The organism is Knoellia locipacati, from assembly GCF_044791685.1.
In the GTDB taxonomy this organism is placed as follows: domain Bacteria; phylum Actinomycetota; class Actinomycetes; order Actinomycetales; family Dermatophilaceae; genus Knoellia; species Knoellia locipacati_A.
The window spans coordinates 3075713-3090885 of record NZ_CP087730.1 but is presented as its reverse complement, the minus strand read 5'-3'; the positions used below and the strand labels follow the sequence as shown (position 1 = coordinate 3090885).

The window sequence follows — 15173 nt, the reverse complement described above, 5'->3', positions numbered from 1 at the left end:
TGACGTGACCCACGCGTCCGGTTCTAGTGGGCGCGGCCCTCTCACGAGGGTCACGCCGTTCTTCCGGAGGCTCGCCGCTGATGACGGCTCGAACGCCTGTGAGGTGAGTCTACCGGCTGCCGGAGGGCTGCGCGGATGGCGCTACAGTGGGCCGGTCACCGAGCATCGGTGACACCAACCGCGTCCGCGGGGGGAAGCCGGTCCGAATCCGGCGCTGACCCGCAACCGTAGGCCTCCCGAGAGGGCGGCGAGCCGGAATGCCCCGCAGGCGCGAGCGGCTCCACATCACCCGTCGAGGTCACGGGACGGAGCCCGGACAGCCCCTGTGGCCGGGTTCGGGCGTTCGTCACGAACCGCTCAGGAAGGCTGTCCCCCACATGCACCGCACCCCACGCCGCGTGCGCGTCCTCGCGCCGTTCGCGCTGGCCGCCCTCACCCTGGGTATGCCGACCGCTGCCGTCGCCGAGACCGTGCCGGCTCCCGGCCCGACCGCCTCCGCGAGCAGCACCCCGGCTCCCCCGGCCCCCTCGCCGACGAGCACCGCCACTCCCTCCCCGAGCGCCTCGTCGTCGAGCACCACCTCTCCCTCGTCACCCGCGACGGGCACGCCCGAGCCCACGGCCACCGAGCCGCCGGCGATGCCCTCCACGACTCCCTCGAGCGCCGCCCCCGGCGGTGTCGTCGAGGGCGGCGACTCGGCCCGCCTCGGCCTGCGCGCCGCCGCGGGTCCCGCGACGTCGACCGACCCGACGCTCATCGCCGCCGGGTTCCTCGAGCGCGAGCTCATCGCGGACGGTCACCACCTGAAGAACTCCGGCTACCCCGATTACGGCCTGACTCTCGACGCGATCCTCGCGCTCGACGCGGCCGGCGCCGGCCAGGCCGAGGCCACCGCTGCGATGACCTACGTCGCCGACCACATCGGCGAGTACCTCGGCTTCGCGTGGGGCCCGAACGAGCTGTATGCCGGCGCGACCGCCAAGACTCTCCTCACCGCCGTCGCGCAGGGGGCGGACCCCACCGAGGTCGGTGGTGTCGACCTCGTGGCCAGCCTCAAGGGTCGCGAGCAGACCAACGGCCGCTTCACCGACAGCACGGACTGGACCGACTACTCCAACATGATCGGCCAGTCCCTCGCGGTGCTCGCGCTCGACCGCGCTGGGGAGCCGGTGTCGGCTGCGGCCTCGCAGTTCATCCGGACCTGGCAGTGCGACGACGGCGGCTTCGCGCTGACTTTCGCGGCCCCCTGCTCCAGCGACCCCGACGCCACGGCCTACGCCGTCCAGGCGCTCATCGCCGTCGGCGGCACGTCCGAGGCCGCCGCGCAGGAGGGCCTGGACTACCTCGCCGACCGCCAGCAGGCTGACGGTGGCATCGGCGGCGCCGGACCGACTGCGGCGACCAACAGCAACTCGACCGGCCTCGCCGGACAGGCCTTCGTCGCAGGTGGACGCATCGCCCAGGCCCGCAGCGCGCAGAACTACATCCGCTCGCTCCAGTTCGGTTGTGCCGCACCGGTTGCCCTCCGTGGCGCCATCGCCTACAACGCGGAGAGCAAGGCCGCCGCGACGGCTCCGGGTGACCAGGAGCGCCGCGCGACCGCGCAGGCCATCCTCGCCCTCGCCGGGACGCCGCTCTTCGCGGTCTCGGCGACCGGCGCCGACTCGACGGCACCTGACCTCGCGTGCGCGGCGCCGACCACCCCGGGCACGGGCACGAGCACCCCGACCGGCACGACCACCCCGACCACCCCGGCCGGGTCCGGGTCGAGCTCCGGCTCGGCCACGGACGCACCCGCGGCCGGGTCCGGCGGCTCGGACGGGTCGGGCACGTCGGGCGGCTCGACCGCCTCCGGCCTCGCCTACACCGGCGCCACGGTCGCCCTTCCCATCGCGATCGCGCTCCTGCTGCTGCTCGTGGGTGGCGCGACCGTGCTCGCCGCTCGCCGTCGGGGGCTCCACGCGTGACGGTGCGCACCCGGCTCCTCTCCGTCGGTGCCGCCACCGGCCTGGCCCTCGCGGGCCTGGCCGGTGCGGCCGCCCCCGCCCACGCCGCAGCCTGCTCGGGCACGTCCGGGGTGACCGTCGTCGTGCAGAGCTCGGCCGGTACCTCTACGCGCTGCGCGAGCGGTGACCCGTCCTCGGCGATGGCGGCGCTCAAGGCGACCCACGGTGTCGTGTCCCCCAACCGCTACCCGGGCACGGTCGTGTGCCGCATCGACGGCTACCCGGCGTCCGACCCGTGCATCAACATGCCGCCGGCCGACGCCTACTGGGCCTTCTTCCACGCGTCCTCGGGTGGCTCGTGGACCTACAGCCAGTCGGGTGTGGCGAGCTGGAACCCGACACCGGGGAGCTCGATCGGTTTCCGGTTCGGTTCGGGCGCGGCACCGTCGGTCGCCCCGGCGGCCCCGGCTCCGAAGCCCGCCGCCGAGCCGACGACCGCGGCCCCCAAGCCCACGACGGCCGCGCCCAGGCCGCGTACCACGAGCGCACCTCGCACGACGTCGGGCACCACGTCCTCGGCCCCTCGCACCGGGACGGGCTCCACCACCGCCCCGCAGGCCGGATCCTCCCCCGCGGTGCGCCCGGCCACCGCCGCTCCCGGCCCCGCAGGTTCGGCGAGCAGCATCCCGTCCGGCTCACCGAGCGCCTCCCCGTCGGCCTCGGCCAGCGGCTCGGCGTCCGCGACGAGTGACCTGCAGGACGGCATCGTCACCGCACAGGAGCAGCCGAGCTCCGGGTCGAACAGCACCGGTCGCCTCGTCGGTGGCGGCGTGCTGCTGCTCGGGCTGGCCTCCGCGGTCGCTGCGGTCGCCCTCCGCCGTCGCGGCATGGCGTGACCCGTCGCTGGATGATGGAGCGATGAGAACCCCCCTCCCCCGCGCCGTCCACCCGGCGGCGTGGTGGGGGTGGGCCATCGGCCTCGCCGTGGCCGTGAGCAGCACGGCCAACCCCTTCCTGCTCCTGACGGCACTGGCGGTCGCCGCCCTCGTCGTGACCTCGCGCCGTGGCAGCTCGCCCTGGGCCCGCTCCTTCCGGCTCTACCTCTGGCTCGGCCTCTTCATCGTCGTCGTCCGCACGGTGCTCCACGTGCTCGTCGGCCTCAAGTTCGGCGACACCGTGGTGCTCCCCCTGCCCGAGGTCACCCTCCCGAGCTGGGCGGCCGGCATCGACGTCCTCGGTGACCTCCGCCTCGAGGGGCTCGTACGCGCGGTGAGCGAGGGACTACGGCTCGCGGTCATGATCGCCTGCATCGGTGCGGCCAACGCCCTGGCCAACCCCAAGCGACTGCTGCGCAGCCTGCCCGGCGCGCTGAGCGAGATCGGCTCCGCCGTCGTCGTGACGATCACCGTGGCACCCCAGCTCGCCGAGAGCGTGCAACGGGTGATGCGCGCCCGTGCCCTGCGCGGCGACACCGCCAGGGGCATCCGGGCGCTGCCCCGCGTGGCCCTGCCGGTCCTCGAGGACACCCTCGACCGCTCGCTCATGCTCGCGTCCGCGATGGACTCACGAGGCTACGGCCGGCGGCGCGTGGTCCCCCCGACGACGCGTGTCCTCACCGCGTTCTGCACCCTGGGCGGGCTGCTCGCGAGCGCGGTCGGGATCTACGGCATCCTCGACGCCACCACCCCGGGCTGGCTGGGTGGTCCCGCCCTGCTCGTCGGGGTCGCCCTCTCCCTCACCGGGATCTGGCTCGGAGGTCACGCCAACGCCCGCTCGACCTACCGGCCCGACCCGTGGCGCTGGCCGGAGTGGCTCACCCTCGCCTCGGGAGCAGTCGCTGCGCTCGCCGTGCAGGTCGTCATGCGCTCCGACGCGGCCTCCCTCGGTATGCCGGTCGAGCCGCTCGCCGTGCCGGCGCTCCCCCTCGTGGCGGTCGCCGGGCTGCTCGTGGGCGCGCTCCCCGCGTTCCTCACACCGCCGCCACCGCCACCGGCCACCCGTGGACCGTCCGTCCAGCGCCGTGTCGCAGTCGTGGGGGGCCCGTCATGACCGGCCCCGCCGTCGAGCTGGACCACATGTCCGTGAGGTTCGCGGACGCGGAGGCGCCCGTGCTGCGTGACGTGACGCTGCGGATCGACGAGGGCGAGCTCGTGCTCGTCGTCGGTCGCACCGGGTCGGGCAAGTCCACCCTCCTGGGCACGGTCACGGGGCACGTCCCCCACTTCACCGGCGGCACCCTCTCCGGGCACGTCCGCGTCCACGGCCGCGACACCCGGGAGCACCGTCCCCGCGACCTCGCCGACCTCGTCGGGGTCGTGGGCCAGGACCCGCTCGCGGGCTTCGTCACGGACACCGTCGAGGAGGAGCTCGCCTACGGCATGGAGCAGCTCGGCCTGAGCACCTCGACCATGCGCAAGCGGGTCGAGGAGACCCTCGACGTCCTCGGCATCGCCGACCTGCGTGGCGCCGCCCTGCACGAGCTGTCCGGTGGTCAGCAGCAGCGCGTCGCGATCGGCTCGGTGCTCACCACGCACCCCAAGGTCATCGTGCTCGACGAGCCGACCTCGGCCCTGGACCCGACCGGCGCCGAGGACGTGCTCGCGACCATCACGCGCCTCGTGCACGACCTCGCGGTCACGGTCGTCGTCGCCGAGCACCGCATCGAGCGCGTCCTCCAGTACGCCGACACCATCGTCCACGTCGGTGCAGGAGGAGTCGTCACGCACGGGGACCCTGCCGACGTCATGCGCACGGCCGACGTCGCTCCCCCCGTCGTCGAGCTCGGGCGCTGGGCCGGCTGGTCGCCCCTGCCCCTCTCCGTCCGCGACGCGCGACGCCGCGCATCGGTGTGGCGCGCCCTTCCTGCCTCGCCCCGCCCCGAGTCGCGCACCTCCGGGCCCGTCCTCCTCGAGGCCCGCGACGTCGTCGTGACCCACGACGCCGTGGTCGCCGTCGCCGGGGTGGACCTGGCGCTCCGGGCCGGCGAGGTCACTGCTCTCATGGGCCGCAACGGCGCGGGCAAGTCCTCGCTGCTCTGGGCGATGCAGGGCTCCGGGCCCGTGCGGTCGGGCTCGGTCGTCCGGCGCGAGGTCCCGGGCGGTCCGGACGTCACCGTGCACGACCTCGACGCGGCCCAGCGACGACAGCACGTCGGCCTCGTCCCCCAGTCCGCCGCGGACCTGCTCTACCTCGACACCGTGGGCGCCGAGTGCAGCCAGTCCGACCACGAGAGCGATCGTGAGCCCGGCACGTGCCGCGCGCTCCTCGAGAGGCTCGCACCCGGCATACCGGACGACCGGCACCCACGAGACCTGTCCGAGGGGCAGCGGCTCGCCGTCGTCCTCGCCGTCCAGCTGACCGCCGACCCGCCGGTGCTCCTGCTCGACGAGCCCACCCGCGGCCTCGACTACGCCGGCAAGGCCGCCCTGCGACTCGCCCTGCGCGACCTCACCGCGCGCGGCCGCAGCGTCGTCGTGTCGACCCACGACGTCGAGTTCGTCGCCCAGACCGCGGACCGGGTCGTCGTCCTGGCCGCCGGCGAGGTCGTCGCCGACGGCCCCACCGCGGACGTCGTCGTCTCGAGTCCCGCCTTCGCGCCCCAGGTCTCCAAGATCACCTCACCTCAGCCGTGGCTCACCGTCGACGACGTCCGGTATGCCGTCCGGGAGCCCTCGTGAGCACGCTCGCCCCCGCGTCGACCCCGGCGGGACGGACCCGGGCCATCCGCCTGCGGCCCCGGTCGGCGGCGGCGATCGTCGCCGTGAGCCTCGCGGGTGTCGTGGCCTTCGGATGGCCGCTCATCGTGGACCCGGGGACGACCTTCGCGCACTCCACCGACGCGCCGCTGCTCTTCTCGCTGCTCATGCCGTTGCTGCTCGCCGTCGTCCTGGCCGAGATCTCCGAGGGTGGACTCGACGTCAAGGCCATCGCGATGCTCGGGGTGCTCTCCGCCGTCGGCGCCGCCCTGCGACCGGTCGGTGCCGGGACCGCCGGGCTCGAGACGGTCTTCTTCCTGCTCGTGCTCGGCGGACGGGTCTTCGGCGCCGGTTTCGGCTTCGTCCTCGGTGCGAGCACCCTCTTCGCGTCCGCGCTCATCACCGGCGGGGTCGGGCCGTGGCTGCCCTTCCAGATGCTCGGTGCCGCCTGGGTCGGCCTGGGCGCCGGCCTGCTGCCCCGATTGCGCGGGAAGGCGGAGATCGTGCTGCTCGCGGCCTACGGTGCCGTGGCCGGGCTGCTCTACGGAGTCGCCCTCAACCTCATGTTCTGGCCGTTCACGACCGGGATGGCCGGCGACCTCTCGTTCGTCGCCGGAGCGCCACTGCTCGAGAACCTGCACCGCTTCGGCGTCTTCTCGCTCGCGACGTCGCTCGGCTGGGACCTCGGGCGGGCGCTGACCAACATCGTCCTCATCACCCTCACCGGTGATGTCGTCCTCCGCACTCTGCGCAGGGCCGCACGCAAGGCGGCGTTCGAGGCGCCGGTCGAGTTCACGCCTGCGAGCCCGCCGACCTGACCTGCCGGCCCTTTGGCACAATCGCGGCCATGGGTCCCCTCGAACTCGACAACACGCCCGCCTGGCTGAGCCGCGAGGAGCTCGACAGCGCCCGTGAGCGCCTGCCGATCCTCTACGTCGACGCCGTGCCGGTCCGGGTCGACGAGCGTGGCGCCGTGACCGCCGTCGGCCTGCTCCTGCGCGCCTCCGAGGACGGCCAGATCCGGCGCGAGCTGGTCTCCGGTCGGGTGCTCTACCACGAGCGGGTGCGCGACGCCCTGATCCGGCACCTCGAGAAGGACCTCGGGCCGATGGCGCTGCCGCTCGTGCCCACCTCGCCCGTGCCCTTCACCGTCGCCGAGTACTTCCCCACCCCCGGCGTCACGCCGTTCCACGACCCGCGCCAGCACGCGGTGTCACTGGCGTTCGTCGTGCCCGTCTCCGGCGACTGCGCACCCCAGCAGGACGCCCTGGACCTCGCCTGGCTCACGCCCGACGAGGCCCTCGACCCGGGCGTGGTCGCCGAGATGGAACGCGGCCACGGTGTCCTCCTCCGCCAGGCCCTGAGCCACCTCGGTCACCCGGTCTAGACACGCGGGAGCGCCGACGAAGCAGCCCGCCGCGCGGCACGCCCCGGGGAGCGCGCATGGAACCGGTTCGCCGCTGGCTGGGCCTGGCGGGAGCACGGAGCGCGCTCAGCGCGCGCAGTGCGGATGGGACTGCGGCGAACCGGTTCCATGCGCGCGGCCAACAGCTGACTCGCGCCGAGCGACTAGCTGCGCGACTTGCGACCCTTGTTGAACTTGTCGACGGTGCGGTTCATGTCGTGGGCGTCGAGGGCTGCGGCCTCCTCGGGCGTCGGGGCCTTGCCGCCGAGCCGGGCCGGGAGGTAGACGAGGTCGTCTCCGGTGAGGGGCGGGTAGGCGGCCTGCTGGGTGTGAAGCTGCTCCTCCATGACGGCCTGGAGCCGGACGGTCGCCTCGTTCCGGTTCTCGTCCGGGCCGACGTGGAAGGGCTCGCCGACGACGATCGAGATCGGGATGCGGTTGCGGCCGAGGTGCTTGGGCAGGTTCTTGCTCCACACGCGCTGGGAGCCCCAGATGGTCGTCGGGAGGATCGGCACGCCGGCCTCCTGGGCCATCCGGACCGCACCGGGCTTGAACTCCTTGAGCTCGAACGAGCGCGACATCGTGGCCTCGGGGAAGACGCCGACGATCTCACCGTCCTTGACCGCCTGGACCGCCCGCATGAACGAGGCCCTGCCGTCGCGGCGGTCGACGGGGATGTGCTTCATGCCGCGCATGAGGGGACCGGCGACCCGGTGGGAGAAGATCGACTTCTTCGCCATGAAGCGCACGAGGCGACCGGAGCGCCGAGCTGCGAGGCCGGCATACGTGAAGTCGAAGTAGCCCGTGTGGTTGATCGCCATGACCGCCCCTCCGACGCGTGGGACGTTGTCCTCGCCCTCGATCCGGAAGTCGATGCCCTGGGCGGCGAACACGCCCCTGGCGAAGGTGATGACGGGGCTGTACACGGGTTCCATGGGCGCCAGCCTACGGGTCCGTAGGTTCGCCGGAAGCGCGAGCCCGGGTGACTTTGGTTATCGTCGTGCCGGTGAGCCAGCCGACCCCCGCACCCGACGTGGCCACCGCGGATCGACCCGTGGACGCGGGCATGCGCCGCTCGCGCCGGGTGGTCCTCGTGGCCCTCACGGGGCTCGCCTTCCTTGCTGCCCTGTGAACGTCTCTGCGGCCCGACCTCGACGACGGCTGGCTGGCGATCGGCCTGCCCAACCCCGTCCCTGCTCTCGTCTGGTTCGTGCTCTTCGTCGCCCTGCTGCTGCAGGTGAGCTCGCGGGTGCGGGCGTTCGCGATCGGGATCGCCTTCCTGCTCTTCTGGCCGACACCGGTCTATGCGTCGATGGCGACGATGGCCCTGCACGGGCAGTTCGTCATGGAGCGCACCACCGCCACGGTGAGCGCTGCCGACGCACCACGCGAGGGTGGACCGGCGGCCGTGACCTTCACCTTCGACGACGGCACGGCCGAGCGGGGCATCTCCGTGCTGAGCCAGCGCTTCGGGTCGAGGAACGAGTACGTCGCCCCACGGGTCGGGACGCGCCTCGACGTGCTGCGCGACCCCACGGGCTGGCTGCCACCGCGCACCGTCGGCGGGCGCGAGGGACTGTCGGCAGGCGTGGGCGGCGCCCTGCTGCTCGCTCTCCCCGGCCTCCTGGGCGTCGCTGCGCTCACCGCGGCATCAGTCTCGGCGCTGACCCGACGCGAGAGCTTCATCATGGTCGCCGGGCGTCCGGCGACCGCCGACGCGGTCAGTCCAGGGGCGGCAGCGGCAGGTCCCTGATCTCGGCCAGCATCCTCATGATCTCGGCCTGCTCGGCGCGGACGGCGGCGAACGTCGAGACGTTGAGCTCGAGGTCCTCCTCCACCTCCGGCTCCACCTGCATCTCCAGGAGCCTTCCGGCCTTCTCCTCGGCGACCCCGCGGACGAACTCGGCGTCGGCGCTCGTGTCGTCGCCCGCGAACACGCGATCGAGCGAGGTCTCCTCGAGGTCGACCCGGCGCTGGAGTCTCTGCCACTCGGGGCCGAGCTCACCGGCGCGGGCCCTGTCGCTCATCTCCTCGTAGTCGCGACGGTGGTCGGTCGTCGGGTTGGAGACGAACTGGTCGACGAGCTCCTCGCGCTCGGCGTCGATCTCGTGGCGCAGCTCGAGCAGCTCGGCGAGGATCGCCTCGACCTCGCGGCTCGACTCCTCGAACGACGCCCGGCTCATGCCGTCACCGCACCCGGAGGGACGCCGAAGTTGTTGGCCTGGGCGTCGTCGATGTCGGAGCCGGTGCCGTAGTTCTGCAGCGCGATGAGGGTGTTGGACAGGACGGTGAGCACACGCAGCACGTTGACGACGGCGTAGCAGCCCTTGACGAGGCTGCTGATCGCCATGAGCACCCGGCGGATCGCGTTGTAGCCGCGCTGGATGAGGTTCCAGTACTTGCGGATGCTTGTCGCGATCTTGGCCCCACCGACGAGCCAGCCCGGCCCCGGGATCGAGGCGCAGGCCGCGAGGAACGTGATCTCGTCGGCGATGAACCCGATGATCGTCGCGATCGTGCTGGCGACCGACTTGGTGATGTCGATGAGCGCGCCCACGAGGCGACCGATCTGGTCGCAGCCCGTGCCGTACCTGGTGTAGTTCTCCTCGAGCTGGCTCATCCGGTCGCGGAAGGCGACCGATGACGGGCCGCTCCACTGCGTCGTGGAGGTCTTGAGAGCGCCGAAGTTCCTGCCGACGCCGTTGCACGCGATCTCGGTGCGGCCCCACGCGTCCTGGGCTCTGCTCAGCTGGTTCCAGTCACCGGCGATCGGCTTGACGAGCTCCTCGATCGGGCTGACCCCGAAGGCCTTGCGGATGAACCACAGGATCGGGCGGAGCACGAGCCCCGAGCTGGCCTCGAGGTCCTCGACGAAGTTGCCCTCGGTGCTCGCCGGTGGGACGAGTGCGCTCGACGCGTCCACCTGCTCTGCGATGGTGCTCACCACTGGCCTCCGTTCCTGTTCGCCCAGCTGATCGAGTCGTCGTTGGATGGTCCGTCTGCGGAGTCGTTGACGTCCTGCCGCAGGTCGGCGGCCTCCTGGCCGTGCTGCCACGTGCTCACCAGCCCCTCGGCGGTGCTGATGAGCGCACCGGGCAGGCCCACTGCTCGCTGTGCCGCGCCGAACGTCTGGTTGGCATCCCACGTCGTGCCGCTGCTGTCGGTGGGCGCTGGGTTGCGGTAGGTGCTCTCCCGCTCGGCACGCATGTCGTCGGCCGTGACCTGGCTGTTGCCGGTGGTGTCGGCGCCGTTGCGGCGGTCGGCCTCGGCCCCGTCGACGCGCTCCCAGAAGTCGTCGCAGGCGCTCTGGCGGTCGCGGGCGTAGCCCTCCTCGCGCGAGCGGCGGGCGTCCTCCTCGGTCCACGAGTCGTTGCCACCGGTGTTGCGGGCGTTGTGCTCGGCAGCCGCTCGCGTGTCCCAGCGGTTCGTCACGGAGTCGTAGAGGCGCTTCTGCATGGCGTACTCGCGCCACTTCGAGGGGTTGAGGCTGTCGGGGTACTCGGGCGGCTTCGGCGCTTCCAGGCCGGGCCCGAACGGGCCCATGCTCCGCACCCTGTCCGCGTAGCTGAGCGCGTTCGTCGTCTGCGACAGCCCCTGCTTGGTGTACTTCCACCAGCTGTTGTCGCCCGACGGGACGTTCGCGGCAGAGGCGCCCGGCTGCGGTGGCGGCCCCTGTCCGGGAGCGCGGTAGGGCGGCGGGGTCTCACCAGCGCGTCGCATCCGGGCTGCCAAGCGGTCGTATGCCGCGCGGTCCTGTGCGAGGTACTCGGTCTTGGTGCCGTTGAGGGTCGACGTGCAGCTCTGCGAGATCGCCCTGCCCTGACCCGTGCCGGTGTCGGCGATCTGGAAGGCGCGGTCGTAGTGACCCTGGAGCGGTGCCACGGCCAGGCCGGTGAAGCCGCTGCCGGCGTTGCAGTTGGCCTGCACATAGCTCTGCACCTTGCCCAGGTGCCCCGTCTGCAGCCTGAACACACCGCCCACCGTGTCGAGCTGGCTGATCTCGACCCTGAAGTCGTTCATGGAGCCCTCCTCACCATGTCGTCATCCCCAACGGGGCCCAACGTAGTGAGGCTTCGCCGTCACGGCGATGGGGAGCACTCCCCACCGCGACGGCGCGAGTCAGCTGTGCGTGGCGGGGTGCCAGGCGAGCTGGACGACCTGGTTGCCGTTGTCGCGAGTCACGAGGCGGCCGCGGCCGGGCGGCTGGAGCGAACCGCGAACGTTGCCCACGAGCGCGCCCTCGTCCGGCGGGGTGCTCAGCTGGATGCCCGGGCTGGCGAGGTCGCGCAGGGCCTGGAGCACCGGCTCGTAGCTCGCGCGCGAGGCACCACCGGAGCGACGCGTCAGCACGAGGTGCAGGCCCACGTCCGTGGCCTGCGCGAGCAGGGGCACGAGCGGGCGCAGGGGCGAGCCGGCCGAGGTGACGACGAGGTCGTAGTCGTCGACGAGGATGAACGCCTCGGAGCCCGACCACCACGACCGGGACCGCAGCTGCTCGGGAGTGACGTCCGGTCCGGGGAGACGGGTGCGCAGGAAGGCCGTGAGCCCCTCCATCTCGGCGGTGACCTGCTCCTCGGTCGTCATGTACTCGGCGACGTGGTCCGGCGGCAGCTCGCCGAGCAGGGCCCGCCGGTAGTCGACGACGAAGAGCTTGGCCTGGTCGGGGGTGTAGAGGCGAGCGATCTCGCTGGCGTAGCCGCGCAGCATCGCGGACTTGCCCGAGTCGGAGTCGCCGAAGAGGTAGAGGTGGGACTCGTCCGCGACGTCGACGCCGACCGGCTCGAGGTTGTTCTCGTCGATGCCGAGAAGCACCCGGCGGTCGTCCGGGCCGGCCTGCGTGCGGATCGCCTCGAGGGTGATGCGCTCGGGCAGCAACCGGAGCTTGGGACCGCGCGGACCCTGCCACGCGGCGGAGACCTTGGCGACCATGTCGTCGACGGCTTCGCCGAGGTCGTCGACCCGCCCCGAGCCGTCGACGCGAGGGACGCCGGCGAGGAAGTGGTGCTTGGTGGTGGTGATGCCTCGACCCGGCCGACCCTTGGGCACGTTGGCCGCGACCCGGCGGTCGATCTCGGAGTCGCCGGGGTCACCGAGGCCGAGCTCGACCCGGGTGCCGAGGACGTCGCGGATCTGCATCCGGAAGTCCATCCAGCGTGACGTCGTGATGACGACGTGGATGCCGAAGGTGAGGCCGCGACCGGCGATCCCGCTGATCGACTGCTCGAGCTCGTCGAACTCGGCCCGGATCGTCGGCCAGCCGTCGACGACGAGGAAGACGTCGCCGTAGCCGTCGTCGGCCCGACCCTCCGCACGGCGGCGGCGGTAGGTCTCGATCGAGTCGATGCCCTGGGCGCGGAAGTAGGCCTCGCGCTTGTCGATGATCCCGCTGATCTCGGCGACGGTGCGGCGCACGATCTCGGGCTCGTTGCGGTTCGCAACGCCGGCGACGTGCGGCAGCGCCGCGAACGGCGTGAAGGTGCCGCCACCGAAGTCGAGGATGTAGAACTGCGTCTCGAGCGGGGTCGTCGTCAGCGAGATCGAGCTGACCAGCGTGCGCGCGAAGGTGCTGCGACCGGTGCGCGGCCCACCGACGACGGCCACGTGGCCCGCCGCACCACCGAGGTTGAGCACGAACATCTCACGCCGCTGCTCGAGCGGGCGGTCGACGATGCCCATCGGGAAGACGTAGCTGCCGCGGTCGCGCCACCGGCGGCTGACGAGCCCGAGCTGCGGGTCCGGCGCGAGGTCACCGAGGAGCTGGTCGAGGGAGTTGGGGATGTCGAGCGGCGGCAGCCAGACCTGGTGGGCCGGTCGACCCTTGCCCTTCATGCGGGCGACCGCGATGTCGAACACGGCCCTGGTCTCGTCGGGCTCGTTGGCGGCGACCGGCGCCTCCTCGACGCGCTGCACGGCGGAGACGGCCTTGGTGGACGTGAACGGCAGCACCTGCATGGCCGTGCCCCCGGTGCCCGCGGTCGACTGTCGGCGACGTCCCTTCGGCGGGCCCGAGACGTAGGCGGCCTTGAACTTGAGCAGCGTCGTCTGGTCCGGCTTGAGGTAGCCCAGGCCGGGCACGGGCGGCAGCTCGTAGGCGTCGGGCACACCGATGACGGTGCGCGACTCGCCCGCGGAGAACGTGCGCAGGCCGATCCGGTAGGACAGATGCGACTCGAGGCCGCGCAGCCTGCCCTCCTCGAGTCGCTGCGACGAGAGCAGGAGGTGCATCGACAGCGACCGACCGAGCCGGCCGATGGCCACGAAGAGGTCCGCGAACTCCGGCTTGGCAGAGAGCAGCTCGGAGAACTCGTCGGCGACGATGAGCAGTGCCGGCAGCGGCTCGAGGTCGGCGCCTCCTGCTCGGGCCTTCTCGTAGTCGGTGACGTTGGAGTAGTTGCCGGCCGAGCGCAGGAGCTCCTGACGGCGGGTCATCTCACCCTGGAGCGCGTCCTGCATGCGCTCCACGAGCGTGAGCTCCTGACCGAGGTTGGTGATGACGGCCGAGACGTGGGGCATGTCGGCCATGCCCGCGAACGTCGCGCCACCCTTGAAGTCGACGAGGACGAAGTTGAGCTGCTCGGACGAGTGCGTCATCGCGAGCGCGAGGACCAGCGTGCGCAGCAGCTCGGACTTGCCCGAGCCGGTGGCACCGATGACGAGCCCGTGTGGGCCCATGCCCTGCTGGGCGGACTCCTTGATGTCGAGCGCGACGACCTGGCCGCTGCCACCGACGCCGATCGGCACCCGCAGCCGGTCACGCTGGAGGCGGGGACGCCACGAGGTGGCCGGGTCGAAGTCGCGCACGTCGCCGAGGCCGAGCAGGTCCACGAGCTCGGTGCTGCTGGTGAGCGCGTCACGCACCTCGACCTCGCCACTGACGAACATCGGGGCGAGCCGGCGCGCAGCCGCCTCGGCCTCGGTGACGCTCATCTGGTCGGCGAGGCCCTTGGCCCCGCCACGGCTCAGGCTGAGGATCTCGAAGGGAACCTGGCTGGACGGCATACCCTGCCGCGCAGCGTCGACCGCGAGGCGCAGCGTCGTCGTCGAGTCGAGCTCACCCCACTGCTCCGGGAGGTCGAGGACGGTCACTCCGAGGACGCCGTCCTCGGTGACGAGCGGGTTGTGCCGCGGCAGCCGGGCACCGTCGACGACGACGAGGACGTGCGGCGCGGAGGGCTGCGCGCTCGGGCCGAACCGGGGCCGGTCGGTGATGTCGTCCGGGAGCAGCTCGAGGAGCTCGTCGATCGACTCGGCGACGAGACGCATCGGTCCGATCGCGTCGCGCTCACGCGGGCTCAGGGCGTGCGGCAGCCACTTGAGCCAGTCCCACTCGTCCCGGGCGTCGGGGCCGACGAGCGCGGCGACGACGAGGGACTCGGGCGAGTGCATCACCGCCGCGTTGACGACGAGGGCGCGCGCGAGCGCCCGCGACGGCGCGGCCTCACCGGTGACCTGGACCCGCGCCCACGCTGACAGCGAGACCGAGGCGGGCAGTCCGTGCTGCACGCGGTGGGTCGTGAGGAGACGGTGCAGCCCGGAGGCGGCGACCGGGTCGAGCTGGGCGAGCGGCGGAGTCTCGGCCGGCTCGAGCGTGAGGCAGAGCGGCTGGGTGGTCGTGCCCATGCGGACGTGGAGGAAGTCGTCGTCCTTGGGGAGCCGCTCCCACACCCGGCTCTTCTCCTCGGCCAGCAGCGGGAGCGACGCGGGCGCCGGGTAGTTCCACAGGCCCGCCTCCCGCTGCTTCGCGGCCGCGTCGCGGACGGTGCCGCGGACCTCGGCGAGGTAGGCGAGGTACTCGCGGCGGTTGGAGATGACCTCGGTCGTGTGCTGCTGACGTTGGCGGACACCGCTGGCGAAGACGAAGCCCAGCGACGCCACGAGGAACATGCCCGCGCCGATGATGCCTCGCGGACCCGGCTGCGACAGCGCCACGAACCCCATCGACCCGACGCTGCCGAGCATGGGGACGGCCTGCATGAGGAGGTTGCTCAGCCCCTCGGCCGGGGTGATCTCCGGCGGCGGCTGCAGGACGATGCGTCCCGACGGGACGGCCGGCGCCTCCTGGCGCGTGCCTCCGACTGTCGCGGTCACGAGTTCCCTCCCCGAATGTGCTGCATGCCTGGGTCAACT

At 72.5% G+C, this 15173-nt stretch carries 13 protein-coding genes and 1 riboswitch; of the genes, 8 read left to right on the top strand and 5 right to left on the bottom strand.

Annotated elements, in window-relative coordinates:
• The first annotated feature begins 190 nt into the window (after positions 1 to 190).
• Positions 191 to 263, top strand: a riboswitch (cobalamin riboswitch).
• A 114-nt stretch (positions 264 to 377) separates the two neighbouring features.
• From LL946_RS14460 to LL946_RS14435, 6 genes are read left to right on the top strand one after another with little or no spacing between them, the layout of a single operon-like run.
• Positions 378 to 1967, top strand: a complete 1590-nt coding sequence (locus LL946_RS14460; RefSeq protein ID WP_404381808.1) for a prenyltransferase/squalene oxidase repeat-containing protein — start codon at positions 378 to 380, stop codon at positions 1965 to 1967.
• Positions 1964 to 2842: a hypothetical protein gene (locus tag LL946_RS14455; protein WP_404381806.1), complete on the top strand. Its 879-nt coding sequence runs from the start codon at positions 1964 to 1966 to the stop codon at positions 2840 to 2842. The genes LL946_RS14460 and LL946_RS14455 overlap by 4 nt, the downstream gene beginning before the upstream one ends.
• A 22-nt stretch (positions 2843 to 2864) precedes the next feature.
• Positions 2865 to 3995 carry an energy-coupling factor transporter transmembrane component T gene (locus LL946_RS14450; RefSeq protein WP_404381804.1) on the top strand — a complete coding sequence of 377 codons (1131 nt, stop codon included), beginning with the start codon at positions 2865 to 2867 and terminating at the stop codon, positions 3993 to 3995.
• Positions 3992 to 5623: an ABC transporter ATP-binding protein gene (locus LL946_RS14445; RefSeq protein ID WP_404381802.1), complete on the top strand. Its 1632-nt coding sequence runs from the start codon at positions 3992 to 3994 to the stop codon at positions 5621 to 5623. The genes LL946_RS14450 and LL946_RS14445 overlap by 4 nt, the downstream gene beginning before the upstream one ends.
• Positions 5620 to 6459, top strand: a complete 840-nt coding sequence (locus LL946_RS14440) for an ECF transporter S component (protein WP_404381800.1) — start codon at positions 5620 to 5622, stop codon at positions 6457 to 6459. The genes LL946_RS14445 and LL946_RS14440 overlap by 4 nt, the downstream gene beginning before the upstream one ends.
• 29 nt (positions 6460 to 6488) lie before the next feature.
• On the top strand, positions 6489 to 7028 hold the full coding sequence (locus LL946_RS14435; protein ID WP_404381798.1) for an NUDIX hydrolase family protein: 540 nt from the start codon (positions 6489 to 6491) through the stop codon (positions 7026 to 7028).
• A 182-nt stretch (positions 7029 to 7210) separates the two neighbouring features.
• Here LL946_RS14435 and LL946_RS14430 read toward each other — a convergent pair whose 3' ends face one another.
• Entirely contained in the window at positions 7211 to 7981 is a 771-nt protein-coding gene (locus tag LL946_RS14430) for a lysophospholipid acyltransferase family protein (RefSeq protein WP_404381796.1), read from the bottom strand.
• A 71-nt stretch (positions 7982 to 8052) separates the two neighbouring features.
• Between LL946_RS14430 and LL946_RS14425 the strand changes: the two genes are divergently transcribed.
• Complete coding sequence (locus LL946_RS14425; RefSeq protein ID WP_404381794.1) at positions 8053 to 8178, top strand: hypothetical protein; 126 nt, start codon at positions 8053 to 8055, stop codon at positions 8176 to 8178.
• Between the two features lie 78 nt (positions 8179 to 8256).
• Positions 8257 to 8799 carry a hypothetical protein gene (locus LL946_RS14420; protein WP_404381792.1) on the top strand — a complete coding sequence of 181 codons (543 nt, stop codon included), beginning with the start codon at positions 8257 to 8259 and terminating at the stop codon, positions 8797 to 8799.
• On the opposite strand, the gene LL946_RS14415 is transcribed toward LL946_RS14420, so the two are convergent.
• The 4 genes from LL946_RS14415 to eccCa form a co-directional block, all read right to left on the bottom strand.
• Positions 8768 to 9229, bottom strand: coding sequence for a hypothetical protein (locus LL946_RS14415; RefSeq protein ID WP_404381790.1), 462 nt, complete (start codon positions 9227 to 9229; stop codon positions 8768 to 8770). The two genes, LL946_RS14420 and LL946_RS14415, sit on opposite strands and share 32 nt — an antisense overlap.
• A complete protein-coding gene (locus tag LL946_RS14410; protein ID WP_404381788.1) occupies positions 9226 to 9990 on the bottom strand; it encodes a hypothetical protein in 765 nt (254 codons plus the stop codon). The genes LL946_RS14415 and LL946_RS14410 overlap by 4 nt, the downstream gene beginning before the upstream one ends.
• Complete coding sequence (locus LL946_RS14405; RefSeq protein ID WP_404381786.1) at positions 9987 to 11066, bottom strand: hypothetical protein; 1080 nt, start codon at positions 11064 to 11066, stop codon at positions 9987 to 9989. Before LL946_RS14405 ends, LL946_RS14410 begins: the two co-directional genes overlap by 4 nt.
• A gap of 99 nt (positions 11067 to 11165) precedes the next feature.
• Positions 11166 to 15134 (bottom strand): type VII secretion protein EccCa, encoded by a 3969-nt coding sequence (gene eccCa / locus LL946_RS14400; protein WP_404381784.1) that lies wholly within the window; start codon positions 15132 to 15134, stop codon positions 11166 to 11168.
• Between the last annotated feature and the right edge of the window lie 39 nt (positions 15135 to 15173).

What these genes read in the sequence shown, in the direction of transcription:
- LL946_RS14460 (WP_404381808.1), top strand. Translation starts at nt 378, where the DNA reads ATGCACCGCACCCCACGCCGCGTGCGCGTCCTCGCGCCGTTCGCGCTG.
- LL946_RS14435 (WP_404381798.1), top strand. Translation starts at nt 6,489, where the DNA reads ATGGGTCCCCTCGAACTCGACAACACGCCCGCCTGGCTGAGCCGCGAG.
- LL946_RS14445 (WP_404381802.1), top strand. Translation starts at nt 3,992, where the DNA reads ATGACCGGCCCCGCCGTCGAGCTGGACCACATGTCCGTGAGGTTCGCG.
- LL946_RS14450 (WP_404381804.1), top strand. Translation starts at nt 2,865, where the DNA reads ATGAGAACCCCCCTCCCCCGCGCCGTCCACCCGGCGGCGTGGTGGGGG.
- LL946_RS14405 (WP_404381786.1), bottom strand. Translation starts at nt 11,066, where the DNA reads ATGAACGACTTCAGGGTCGAGATCAGCCAGCTCGACACGGTGGGCGGT.
- LL946_RS14415 (WP_404381790.1), bottom strand. Translation starts at nt 9,229, where the DNA reads ATGAGCCGGGCGTCGTTCGAGGAGTCGAGCCGCGAGGTCGAGGCGATC.
- LL946_RS14430 (WP_404381796.1), bottom strand. Translation starts at nt 7,981, where the DNA reads ATGGAACCCGTGTACAGCCCCGTCATCACCTTCGCCAGGGGCGTGTTC.